The 12259-nt window shown below is 43.0% G+C and carries 8 protein-coding genes and 1 pseudogene; 2 read left to right on the plus strand and 7 right to left on the minus strand.

Annotated elements, in window-relative coordinates:
• Nucleotides 1-485: 485 nt before the first annotated feature.
• Together KBY70_RS13995 and KBY70_RS14000 are read left to right on the plus strand one after the other, a co-directional pair.
• Entirely contained in the window at nucleotides 486-665 is a 180-nt protein-coding gene (locus tag KBY70_RS13995) for a ribbon-helix-helix domain-containing protein (protein WP_094559932.1), read from the plus strand.
• 575 nt (nucleotides 666-1240) lie between these two features.
• The gene (locus KBY70_RS14000) at nucleotides 1241-1933 is read left to right on the plus strand and encodes a hypothetical protein (RefSeq protein ID WP_254988920.1); all 693 of its coding nucleotides are present in this window, start codon (nucleotides 1241-1243) and stop codon (nucleotides 1931-1933) included.
• Nucleotides 1934-1937: 4 nt separating this feature from the next.
• On the opposite strand, the gene KBY70_RS14005 is transcribed toward KBY70_RS14000, so the two are convergent.
• The 7 genes and pseudogenes from KBY70_RS14005 to KBY70_RS14035 all read right to left on the minus strand — a co-directional run.
• On the minus strand, nucleotides 1938-3167 hold the full coding sequence (locus tag KBY70_RS14005) for a YcaO-like family protein (protein ID WP_254988921.1): 1230 nt from the start codon (nucleotides 3165-3167) through the stop codon (nucleotides 1938-1940).
• Nucleotides 3157-4344 (minus strand): TfuA-like protein, encoded by a 1188-nt coding sequence (locus KBY70_RS14010; RefSeq protein ID WP_254988922.1) that lies wholly within the window; start codon nucleotides 4342-4344, stop codon nucleotides 3157-3159. The genes KBY70_RS14005 and KBY70_RS14010 overlap by 11 nt, the downstream gene beginning before the upstream one ends.
• Nucleotides 4341-6455: an ATP-binding cassette domain-containing protein gene (locus KBY70_RS14015; protein WP_254988923.1), complete on the minus strand. Its 2115-nt coding sequence runs from the start codon at nucleotides 6453-6455 to the stop codon at nucleotides 4341-4343. Before KBY70_RS14015 ends, KBY70_RS14010 begins: the two co-directional genes overlap by 4 nt.
• 2 nt (nucleotides 6456-6457) lie before the next feature.
• Nucleotides 6458-8557, minus strand: a complete 2100-nt coding sequence (locus tag KBY70_RS14020) for a cysteine peptidase family C39 domain-containing protein (protein WP_254988924.1) — start codon at nucleotides 8555-8557, stop codon at nucleotides 6458-6460.
• Nucleotides 8557-9963 (minus strand): hypothetical protein, encoded by a 1407-nt coding sequence (locus KBY70_RS14025; RefSeq protein WP_254988925.1) that lies wholly within the window; start codon nucleotides 9961-9963, stop codon nucleotides 8557-8559. Before KBY70_RS14025 ends, KBY70_RS14020 begins: the two co-directional genes overlap by 1 nt.
• Nucleotides 9960-11474 carry a TolC family protein gene (locus tag KBY70_RS14030; RefSeq protein WP_254988926.1) on the minus strand — a complete coding sequence of 505 codons (1515 nt, stop codon included), beginning with the start codon at nucleotides 11472-11474 and terminating at the stop codon, nucleotides 9960-9962. The genes KBY70_RS14025 and KBY70_RS14030 overlap by 4 nt, the downstream gene beginning before the upstream one ends.
• A gap of 179 nt (nucleotides 11475-11653) precedes the next feature.
• Nucleotides 11654-12133 (minus strand): annotated as a pseudogene (locus tag KBY70_RS14035) (transposase); the annotation flags it as partial.
• Nucleotides 12134-12259 lie beyond the last annotated feature (126 nt).

Here is a 12259-nt window from a genome sequence, read left to right on the forward strand (position 1 = left end):
CTGGGATCAACCCAAAGATGTGTGGATCAACAAGCCACCGGAAGAGCACGAACTGACCCTGGCGCTACCCTTAATTCAGGCCGTCTGAATGGCAGCCCAGGAGTGACAACTTTCCTGAAAGTCACCGTGGCGGCAGGCCGTGCGACTTGCTGGTCGATAGCGCTGGACTGGATTCTGCTGACCAGCTTGGTGGTGGCTTCCCGTCGTCCTTGCTGATCCCGGTTGTCTGGTAGTGGTTGCTACAGTGCTTTTCTAGTTCTGGGATTACGGGATAAAAAAAGCAATTCACCCGGCCTGATTGCTGAGCTTTGAATTAATTGCGGATTTCGAAGTGTTACAGAAAAAACTTACACGAGCAACCGCGGATAGCCCTGTCCTGTCCTGTCCTGTCCTGTCCTGTCCTGCGGGATTGCTGGCCTCCGATTAGGCCAAGCTCTTGCAATCTGCTTGAGCTGGCTAAAAGTTCAGGTTTCTTGAGCATGCAAATGGCTGGCTTTGATCGTGATCAATTTGCATTTCTCAAGCCCAACAGACTGTCGGTCACGGTTCCTTTTTCCCTCTATGTCGCTCTGGAGCGGCGGGCCACGATGGAGGGACGCTCCCTGTCCAATCTGGCGGCCTATCTGCTCGAGAATTCCCTGGGCGGGCCACCGGCCAAGGGCTGAAAATCTGGCTGAGAGCCTCTGGTGATTGGGCCCGTTCTGCAGGGCGTGCGGCAGGTTTGCGGTGGAGTGGCCGCAAGGCAGGCCAGGCCGGTAGATGGGCCCCATCCTTGGACCGGACCGCTGCTGGACGGGCCAGGCAGGAGAACGAGACATGGCCTCCATGGCGGCAATCGAACGCTCCGTCACGGTGCATGCAGCGGCGGCCGACTTGGCTGGCACCGCCTCAGGTAGCTGATCAGATCGAGATCGGTTGCAGCAGAGACGCTTTCAAGCACATGCAGGGGGCGATTCCGCCGACCTCAACCAATGCTGACAGCACCGGCAAGGACGTCTGTGACAGACTTTGAATTAGCCCTGCCCGCTGCTGGAGTCAACCGGCAGAAGTGTGGATCAACAAGCCAGCAGAAGAGCCCGAGCTGCTCCTGGCACTACACTTATTCCAGGCCGCCTAAATGGTAGCCAATGAGTGACAACCTTCCTGAAAGTCACCGCACTCGACAACTTTGCATCTTCTTGCAGCCCTTGCAACGTCTTGGGCTTCTATCTTCAATCAAGCCTTTCTTATTGGGTTCTATATGTTTTACGGAAGCAACAAGCATCCAGAATCGAGTCTCACCTGGATTGGCCTCATCGATGGCCTTTATGGAATCAACATAACGCTCATGCTTGTTGGTGCCCCTGGTTATCTAGGTGAACTCATTCGGGCGAATGCAGCTGGAGATATTAACGATTCTTCATCGTTAAAACTTGCTTGTGAGTACCTCTTTTTTTTAGTCATAATTGCACTTGTATCATTCGACCTTTGGGGACTTCATTCACTCTCTGCGAGGTCTGACTATATTCTGAGGAAGAGAGCATCAATACTTAATCTTACGAGTTTGGCATGCAATGCAGTGACCACACTTTCCTTCCAGATAGCAATGATTAGGAAGGTAGACCTTGCGCAAGATTCGAAGTTATTTATAGGGACTCAGCTAATAGACTTCTTGGCACTTATGTCTCTTGCCACTGCATATACAAGCCATGTATTTCTATTGCGCACTGCCAGGCATGCTCATTCAAAAGCAAATGGATCAGAACTAAGTGCCATTAAAGTACATGACGCATCAGTCCATACCTTTAAAAGTGCAGCGATATTGCTGATTGCTTGCACCTGTAGCATAATCAATTTTAAGGCAGGGTTCATAGCTCTTGGATGTGGCATAGCATATATATATATCATTAACGAATATATTAACCCTAAGAAACGCGAAAGAAGAGATGGCTAAATGGCTATAAAGATGTTCTCAATCTATGTAAAGCGCTTCTGAGGCCAGAGAGTCTAGGAATAAATTGCACAGATCTATTAAGTGGAACTGAATGACGATGAGAGTATGACTGCAAGCCGGGTACAATTACACGAACGACCGATATTTCTTCTACCTCATGCGGGAAGACAAACTCAAAAGCATCTAAGAATCCTTTCTGGCGTAAACGCCGAAGTATATCATCTACAGCGTCAAAGGATTTTAAAAACTCATTACTCAGTGGAGAATGATTTTCGCAGATTAGTCGCTCAAGATATTGTTCATTGATATTCATCTCAGACAATGAATGAAACTTTTCAAGAGTAAGGTCATCACGGGAACCAGCAATAATGACAGTCCTCGACTGTACTGCTTCTGTGATTGCTCTATTTATTGCAATTTCATCAGAATGGTGGCAGCCAAGGCCTTCGGCGAAACGAATTGTTGTGTCATATGGAGAGTAGATTGCGGCACGATATACAGGCAGGCCAAGATCTGAAGCACGATCAAATAGATAGAGCTGGAGGCCTGCCTCATGAATGGCATTAACAAGACCTATTGTGCTTGAATAGCTAATAGTATTAAGATCAATACATGCATCTTTTACCATGCCCCTGCGAATAAGTATCTGCCAAGAAATGACAGCATCACGTTCGATAAGTTCATATAAAGCCGAAAGCCTTGCTTCGTCCTGACTAAAACCTGACGCCAGACCATTAGAGCCCCAAACAAAGGTATTAAGAGGATCTCGTATGAGATGATGAGAAAGACCAACTGAGGCGGCTGGAACATATTTTGTTTTACCTGTATACATGTTTCTACAAGGAAGCCAACTAAATACTGTATCAACATTAAATACACTCGACTCCAAGACTGGAATGTACTCGAGATGCAAGCTTAAATCCTTGTTAATCGTAGAATATGGTGCATGCAATAGAAGTTCGGATGGAAAGTTTTCAGCAACATCTGTTTCAATAGACTCCATTATTGCAGATACAGCACTATCAGCATGAGTAATACCTTTACCACAAGATACAACCAGCGAGAAAGCACGTGGACGGTAAGCTGTATATACAGGAATGCTGAGAAAGTCAAGACCAGTAATATTTGCCACCCTAGTGATCCCATAGGTTTTAAGCCTTGGCAGGAGTAGCTTAAGAGCTTCGCTGGAATGAAGCTTTCTCCAATTGTTGGAATAAGCACTATCAGTTGTCAAGTCCTACCTCCAGACACTTGGAAACGATATCCGCAAACTCAGCATTCCCCTCACTCAGAGACGATAAAAGACTGGAAAGCTGATTAGAACTAACATTATGAAACTCGTCGAAAACAGAAGAAATTACAGCAAGATCGGAAAGGGCTTTTTGAATACCAAGCATAGCTGAGTGATTTGCTAAACTAGCATAAAGTGTAAATAAAGTCGCCAGATACGTACTAAGCCTATCGACCTCGGCATGGTCATTTAGAGGTATACTCTGAACTCTCGGAGCTAATAAAATAACAATCTGACGGCATATGCCGTAAAGGTTAGGACTAGGCTTAATACCCAGAGTTCTTGAGAACTGGAGTGCAGCCATGAGGTTAAGTGAATAGAATAAATCAATCAATGAAGCTTCTCTTTGGGGATATGATGGGGTATAAGAGACACTACTATCGCCAGCCTTGACATAACGTCCAGGGTCTGAGTCCATAAAAAAGTTGATCTGATGGGTTCCAAGCGAGATGGTGTCAAGCTTCGGAACATTAGTGAGTTTATAATCATCTAACAAATTAGGCAATGTTCTGACAGCAAGAAGTGCATCATTCATTTTCCAGTCGACGATTAAAGATGAAAGATTTGGACAAAGCTTGCGGACAGTCTCATTTGAATCAATTATCTTAGCTGTACGTTCTGAGAAATGGATTGAAGCTATGGAGCGAAGGATAGAGTCAGCATCAGAAGGCGATATCTTATTAGTGTTAGCCAGATCACTAAGCGTAAGTCTTAGATTAACAAGAGGAATCGATAGGGGCTCGTAAGGAAAAGAATCAGAATGCAGAATAGCAACTTCGTCATCTGAAGTTAATGGGTTTGAAGCAAAATAATCGTATACTTTACCAATGCCAACCATACCGTAATCGGCAAGCTCGGCAGCACGTAGAGCCCCCATTGAAGAAGCACCAAACACCGGAATACCTTGCTTCAGTGCATAGATAATCTCTTTATGGCGAACTGACAAAGTCGAGTAGAAATATCCATCAAGAATAAGAATGCAAGATGGGCGCGGCAGGGAAGCTGAAAGCAAGAGGCTCAAAATATCTGCTGCACGAATCGGTGGAAGCACAGTAACATAAGATAAACTAACTTTTATAGCTTCTTCAGAAATTGACGGACCTGCGAATACGTATATCATTTGATTACAAGTTCACAAAGATCAGAATCGGACCTGTTTCCGGCTAAGACAGTAGTTATAGAGTTGGCACCCAAGAAGGTCAGTATTGAAATCTTCATATCCATAGAAAGAGCAGACATAGAATTGTCAATCATCAAGATGGTTGGCTTACGAGACACTGCATTAGCCAAAGATAACAGTTGGCGCTGGGCAACTGAAAAACACCCGGCTCCAGGAGGAATGGGTGTATCGAGACCCATCCTAAGACCTTCTATCAAGCTTGTTAGATGAAAACTCTTTATAAACTCGATAAGCTGGTCATCAGATTGAGCTAGTGGTCCATTAAATATCTCACCTAAAGCACCAAATGGGACGAATGGAGACTGTGGCGCAAGAGAGACTTGCCTTCGAAGAGATAATATATTTATGGTATCAATACTATGATTGCTATAGAAGATATGTCCTTGTGAAACTGGATAAAGACCAAGACAAAGCTTAAATAAAGTACTGCTACCGGATCCAGATTCCCAATCTAGAAAGTGAGATTTACCAGCCTTAATATCTATAGTGATATGGTTTAATACTGGCTCAAGATCTTTTGCGTAAGAAAAGACCAAGTCTACTATATCAATATTACCAGTAAGTGCCACATCAATGTTCGAAGGGTTGTAACCCGACTCAATTGGTGCAAAAATTAAAGGACGCGATCTCTTCCAATAAGCGAGAACATTTACGAGGCTATTAGCTATAGTAATTGTACCCGAAGATAGATTAGTTGAAAAAAGAGTCAGGGCTGAAGTGTATCCCAATATAGAAAAAAGTTCAAGGGATAAGCCAGATGACTGTATATTAATGGTCGGAAGGATAGCAGCAAGGCTCACACAAAATGCAAGAGACTGAAAAGACTTTGACAATAAGTCAATAGAATTATCACGGGTTCTATAGTTCATCGTGGCTGCTTGAGCCTTGCTCAACAGCTCCACGAAACCCGACTCCCATTTAGGTACAATACCACGAGCACTCAATTCGGGAAAAACTGATAAGAACTGGTACGTATAACCAGAAATTTCAGCAGAAATGTCTAGGCTTTTTGCAAGTATTTTACCACCTTGATTTGCCTTGATGACAAGTATAAGCATATAACCTATGATCAGGGAAAGAACCGCTACCGTCGCGGTGGCCGAATAGCCAAACATGATAAGAACATAGACGAATGAAGACAGGAGATTTACCAGTGATATTATATTAGAACTGCTTAGCAGAGTTCGAATCTGACTGATCGCAGAGGCACGAAGCATTAGGTCGCTGTTGGTATATTCTGATAGTTCCGATAACTCTAATTTCATAAGTCTATCCCAGACTGAGGTCTGCGCACGCTTATCAGATTCTGTTTCTAGTTTGTTTACGAACTGAGATTGTATAAAAAGACTTACTGAACTGACAATGCCTAACAGCAAAGAAAGAGCGCCGATCTGATATGCATAACCTTCATCACCAAGAGAAATTACATTTGATGTAACATATACAGTAAGCGATGGGAATAATAATTGAAGACTACAGCCAAGGAGGGAGAATAAGATTACATACCCAAAATCAGAACGAAACTCATTGAAAATAAACGAAATGAACGAACCAATTGAGTTTACTGTGTAAGGAAGCGAAGGATATACCTCAAGAAAATAAGCATATTCGCTGACGGTAATGCTCATTGGCTTGGAAAAGACAATAAGACTGCTGTTATCCGTGTTCTTGCTGATTCTGTATTTGTTGGTTACAGTTTGCAATCTGAAAAAAACATCATGATAAGAGTCATCTAGACCTTGATGGGATGGTATTCCGATTAGCACTCCGAAATCAAAAGTATCAAAATGATTTTCAGGAAAAACCATCCTAAATCTTATAGCATTTGCTTCAAGAATATCTTCAACAGAGGCATTATCCGAAGGAACAATTAGTTCAGATTCTGGAACTGCTTTTAGTAGAGAAAGGGCTTTACAACAGGTTGCGAGAGGATATGCTCTGTAATCAATATTTGAGATATCTTTCCCAGCATCTAAAAATGACTTGTACTGTGAAAGAATAGAGCTGTCAGAATTTGGAGGCACTCCCGATGGATTAAGTGAGTGTGTCATAGCTAGGAATTAGGTGTTGAAGATAGACGATTTAAAGAAGTTAAATCTAGAATATAATCACAAGCTGCACCATCAGCGCCATCTAAAACAATGAACAAGCAGCAATAAAGACTCCTGAACCTCTCAAGATGTATAAACAACTCATCTCGATTTAATTGATCAAAGCAATTATCTACTATTAATATTCTTTCTTTTGATGCTGAGGCATAAGCTCTTGCAAGAAATATTCGTTGTTGAATAGTAATGCTAATAGAGTTTCCACCAAAGTCCAGTCTAGTCGCTGCAGATAAAGACTTAGAGCCTCGCGAAGACGTCAATAATCCTGATTGTCGCAAAGCATTTATACTGTTTTCGTGAGTTATACTGTCGTCTTTCAGTACTATATTGTCCAATAAAGAACCTTCAATAATAACTGGTTGCTGCGGAAGGTAAATACAACCAAGGCAGTTTGAAGATGAAGAAAAGCCATCTTTGCTTTTCCACATTATTTCTCCATCAGTAGGCTTGTAGAAACCCACTAACATCTGCAGTAAAACGCTCTTCCCAATTGCAGGTGGACCTATAATTCCTATAACCCCGGAAAGCTCAGTCTCAAACTTGAGTTTATTAAAGACCTTGTTATTTGGCGAAAATTCAAATTCGACATCCTCAAAAACTAAGGTCGAAATGTTAGAACCGCAATCTTGCGGGTTAATGGTTGATAAATCTTTATCATCAGAAGCAGCGTCTGGAGCTTCGAATACATCCTTTATTCGATCAACCGGTGCAGCTATTTCCTGCAGAGAAGCTAAAATGCTAGGTACTGAAATGATACCAGAGCCTATCATGCCCATCAAGTATGAAACGCTTATAAAGTCACCAAGTGACATAGAATGATGGATAATAAGAATTGGACCCAGAACAAGAAGTCCTACATTTAGAAAGTAGAAAGCGCTATTGGCAATTAGCCCTATAAAACTCAAGCTATTAGAAACTGATATTTGAGAGTTAACGAAGTTTGTATAGTAACCTGCCCAAGTGGCAAACCGTTGATTTTCAAGACCTGCAGTCCTTACCAGATTGATTTCGGAAAGAGTCAATAGAGCGAGGCCTTGCTGTTTACCTGATTCGATTGAGATAAGCCTGTTCTGATTGTCCACAGAAAGATTTATAGTTATTGCAAAATAAAATGTAATTACTACAACAAAAAGACAAAACAACCCAATCTGCCAACTGGCAAACATCAAGAATATTATGACAAGGACCGTTGATATCAGCGTCGCAATCTGCGCTGAGAGTTCATAAATAAAGGTAGAGACACTTTTTGAGGGAACCATTATACGAGTTGCAAGCTCAGTAACCTGGCGATTTGCGTACCATGTAAATGATCTACTGACCATAGACCGGAGAAACTCTACCGTCTTAGTGATAGATGAAATATATGCAACCTGACTAGAAATGCGAAATGATAAAAAATTAACAGCTGAAATGACTCCCGAAAGCAGAAATAGGAGCCATAATAAAGGAAGTGCTGCAAGAAACTCGGCTTGTCCAAGAATAGTGTCAATAAAATATGATGTAATCTGAGCAGATAATACGGAAGGAACTACACTAGAAACAGATAACGCAATGACAAGATAAACTGGCTTTAAAGATGAACCCAAAAAGAATTCAAACAAAGATCCATTAGTGATTATGTTGGGAGACGTGTAGTTACCCGTAAAACTTGGGTCAACTGGTCTTATGACGACGCCAGTAAACTGGTTTGTAAAATCTAGTTGGGCCAGCTCTCGTCTTCCGATTGCAGGATCATTAATAAAGAAAGTCTTCTTACGTGTACCTTCATATACAACAAAATGATTTGAATTCCACCAAATTATACATGGTGGAGTGACAAACCAAATTTTTTCCTTCTCAATACGTGAAGCTTCTAGCTCAATACCAAGTAAACTTCCAGCGCGTTTGATATCGCCAATAGTTGAGCCGTCTCTTCCTATACCAATTGAAGTGCGTACCTCTTCTAATGTATGTTTCTGCCCATAAGAGTCAAGTATCATTTTTAAGGATGCTGCCCCGCAATCAGCGGATTGCATCTGTAAGGTTGTGGGTACGGCTTTATACATTAATTGATGCCTGTAAAACTTCTCATAAAAGGCAAAAGAAGGCTTGCAGGAGCAATATGGTTAGATATAATTGTAACAGTTGCCGGAGTTGATATCGGTATCTTATAGTTAGGACCTATTGATGTATTCCACTGATATCCCGAATATGTCTTCGCGGATCTCAGCTTAATTGTAGCTAAAAACATCGTACCCGACTGCTTAAAAGCTTCATCTGTTAGACTCTTGAATCCAACTATTGCACTTGCAGAATCGCTTGCAATTGAGACAGAAGATAAACCATTTATAGTTCCCATGATTGAGCCGAATTGATTTGTATCAACGTTACTTGGATTGACTAGTACCTCCATTCCAGAACGCAATCCTTTAGCAGCACCCGGAGGTATAAATGCAGTAATGATATCTAGATCTGAAAGATTTCTTTTGTAGCTTACGAAGGCTATTGTCTGACCTGCTTTAGCTTTGTTTCCAGACCTGACAACTTTTGCGATAATTATACCTTTGTAGGGCCTTGTTACAAAAATGGGTTGTGCAGCGTTGGCTACACCTGTATTAAGGGTTACTTTATTCTGTATAAGTTGACTTTTTGCCTTTTTCAGTTCAAGAACAGAATTCATGTTTTGCGTAGAAGCATTAAGCAGATCTTGATTCGCGCTTAATACTTGGGTCTGGGGAACTATCCCCTGTTTTTCTAGCGCAATTAACTCGCGTTGTTGATGCTTTAGCTGCTTTACGATATCACTTGACGAGGAGGTAACATCAATGTTCATATTCATCTGACTTTCAACTGCAGACTGAGATAGCCTATAAGTGTTAGCGGCTTGCCCAAGGCTTGCCGCAGTAATAGGATTAAGTATGTAAGCAAATGGGACGCCCGCGTTTATCAACGTTGAATCGAGAAGATTAGCATTCTGAAATTCATCTTCAATTTCGCGATCGATACCAACGCGAAGCAGAGCACGAGGCTCACTAATCGATAGCTTTGTGGCTCTGCTATAGAAGTCAATGAAATCAAGCAGTAAATAAGAGTTTGAGTTGGAGAAACTACCTTTACTTGCAAGAGTCGATGAATCAACTAAACCAGAAGATAGCGTCTGATTGAATTGAATAATTTCATTGAGTACTGATGGCTCTAAATCATCATAGAAATATACGTTACCGTCACTTTCAGCTTTAACCTCAGTCAGAGTTTCAGGAGAAATAAATACTGCTGGAGCCTGTACTGTCTGAGGAAGAGATCCAAGAATTGACCAAATAATCAATCCTCCGACTGAACCGAAAGAAAGTATTGAAAATAAAAGTGTGGGGGGGGTTATTATCTTTACAACTTCATTTAGTTTTTCGGGATTTACGCTTCCACGATGAATCCAAGGCTTCGAGTTAGAAGTCCTCTTGATTTGTTTATTCATTGATCTTTGTTAAACTGATTGGTGTACTCGACAAGCTGATTATCTGACGCAGAATCTAAAAATCTCCTTATAATCTGTGAGGTATTCGGCAGGACTGGATAACTAATAACTTGCTGTGCTTGGAAATAATTGCCCGCAAAGCTTGCCTCTGTCGTTACTTTTGTATTCATTGCAGAAAATGTATTTTGTGCACTTGTTTGCATATCAAGATAAGTACGGAAACCTGCTTTGTAGGCGATCTCAATCAGTTTACCTGCTCTGACGGCGTCTTCAATACTTCCTTGTGCTACAGAAATATTTTGCCTGAGAATCCTATCGTTAACAAGTGAATATTTGTAAGTCTCTACAACGGACTGCATTGTCTGCCTAGCAGAAGATTTAAAGCCTTCGGCTGTGGCAAAGCTTGCTTTGGCTTTGGCATAGTTCTGACCGCCGTCGTAAAAATTCCAATTACCTGAAAGCATAACAGAGTTTGTGTATGCATTTGAATATTGACGCCCCGGTTGAGAAGAACTATGACCGAGAATATTACCTGTTTCATTGGTTAGTGAGGCATTTGCAGACAATCCAAATGTAGGCAAATATGTACGCATCAGACTCTTTCCTTGAAAATAGGCTGCTTTTTCACTCTGCAAGAGGGCAACGTATGAAGGATTGCTCCGAAAGAGATTGAGGATGGAATCTAAAGTGTCGTCCAGTGGTTTTTGGGCGAGTTCGTCATATGAGACTTGATATTCGCGTAAATTGCTCGGACTATTGCAAACTGGCTGCGATGTTAAAGTATTAATAACTTGGAGGCTTGATTCTACATTTGTCAGGTTTGTCAGGTATGAATTTCTATATGACGCATACTGTTGCCTCATGCTTATCTCATCAATTAAGGAGCGCTGACCAGCTAGCCTTAGGGCAGTGATAACTTCTAATTGTTGCTTGACAGAAGAGAGGACCATCCAAGATGTACGGACTAAATTTGCAGACTGGACGAGTGAGATGTAATTATTAATACCTGATGCAACTGACTGGAGCATCTCGGCCGCAGTATTGTACTTGGTTGATTTGTAAGTATAATCTTGAGACCTAATAAATGACTGCTGCGAGAGATTAAAAAAATTCCAGTTAATACTCAGAGTTGGTTCGTTGCTCAAATACGATGGATTGATAAACGAACTGTTGGACCCTCCGGCGAGGACACCGGTCTCAGGATTGTAATTATAGCTTCCTTCGAATGTAGCGGCAATGGACGGAAGGAAATACCGCTGAGCTGACAGAAGCTGCTTATACGAGGCAATTGTATCAAATATATTCTGAATGTTGCTTCCGTTTGTTGCAATGGAGCTGGCAAGAATGTCAAAGTCTCTTATTGTTCCATCGAACTTCAGCGTAATGCATTGCTTGGCGCTAGAAATTTCCCCGATGGTGCTATTCTGTGCTGTAACCGGTTGGGCTGTAGCATAAAAGATACACAGTGCATTGAACCCAGCGATTGCGATGCGCTTTATTGACCTTATCATGGGGCTTTCAAGTCGCTGATGATGGAGTAATGTATACCAGTTAGTTTTATGTCTTTTGGTTGCACAATAAATTCAATTGTGCTACATATTCCCATGCGGCACCCCCGAGAGGTACCCGATGGTTGCCAAACTAAACGCTTTGGGTTTCGGTTTTGTATGTAAGTCGAATCAAGCTGTTAGCGGCCGTCGGCATTGACGCCCATGGCGATCACAGCAGCTCTGGAGCAGACCTGCTGGCCCAGGCCAAGCCGGCCGTGGAGGTAGGTGGCATCGAGGAAGACGTAGGCGTAGCCGCTCTCCTGCAGGGGCCGGTTCAAGAAGGCCTGCACCAGCACATCGATGCCTGCGCAGATGCGGCTCACCTCGGACTTGGAGATGCCACTTCCAGAGCCGAGGGAGGCCACCAGGGCATCGACTTTGCGGGTGGAGATGCCACTGATGTAGGCCTCCATCACCACGCCATAGAGGGCCTGATCCACGCGCCGACGTGGCTCGAGGATCGACGGGTGAAAGCTCCCAGACCGCAGTTTGGGAATGCGGAGATCAATGTCGCCGGCCTGGGTGGTGAGCAACCTGGCTCGGTTGCCGTTGCGGTAACCAAGCCTGTCCTCACTTCGTTCATGGCGCTCCGCGCCGAGCACGGCGGCCACCTCCAGCTCAGGGCTGATTCAAAGTTTCAGCAGGGTTTCGCTTCCGGCCGGCGCATCGCCATCGCCAGCAGTGCCGTGATGTCGTGCATCACCGCCTGCAAGCCAGCCCGGATTGACCGGAACCCAGCCAGGCGC

The organism is Cyanobium sp. ATX 6E8, from assembly GCF_024346335.1.
In the GTDB taxonomy this organism is placed as follows: domain Bacteria; phylum Cyanobacteriota; class Cyanobacteriia; order PCC-6307; family Cyanobiaceae; genus Cyanobium_A.

Bases quoted from the DNA above. Each gene is read 5' to 3' on its own strand.
- KBY70_RS13995 (WP_094559932.1), top strand. From the start codon at position 486: ATGGCTGGCTTTGATCGTGATCAATTTGCATTTCTCAAGCCCAACAGA.
- KBY70_RS14000 (WP_254988920.1), top strand. From the start codon at position 1,241: ATGTTTTACGGAAGCAACAAGCATCCAGAATCGAGTCTCACCTGGATT.
- KBY70_RS14010 (WP_254988922.1), bottom strand. From the start codon at position 4,344: ATGATATACGTATTCGCAGGTCCGTCAATTTCTGAAGAAGCTATAAAA.
- KBY70_RS14015 (WP_254988923.1), bottom strand. From the start codon at position 6,455: ATGACACACTCACTTAATCCATCGGGAGTGCCTCCAAATTCTGACAGC.
- KBY70_RS14020 (WP_254988924.1), bottom strand. From the start codon at position 8,557: ATGTATAAAGCCGTACCCACAACCTTACAGATGCAATCCGCTGATTGC.
- KBY70_RS14025 (WP_254988925.1), bottom strand. From the start codon at position 9,963: ATGAATAAACAAATCAAGAGGACTTCTAACTCGAAGCCTTGGATTCAT.
- KBY70_RS14030 (WP_254988926.1), bottom strand. From the start codon at position 11,474: ATGATAAGGTCAATAAAGCGCATCGCAATCGCTGGGTTCAATGCACTG.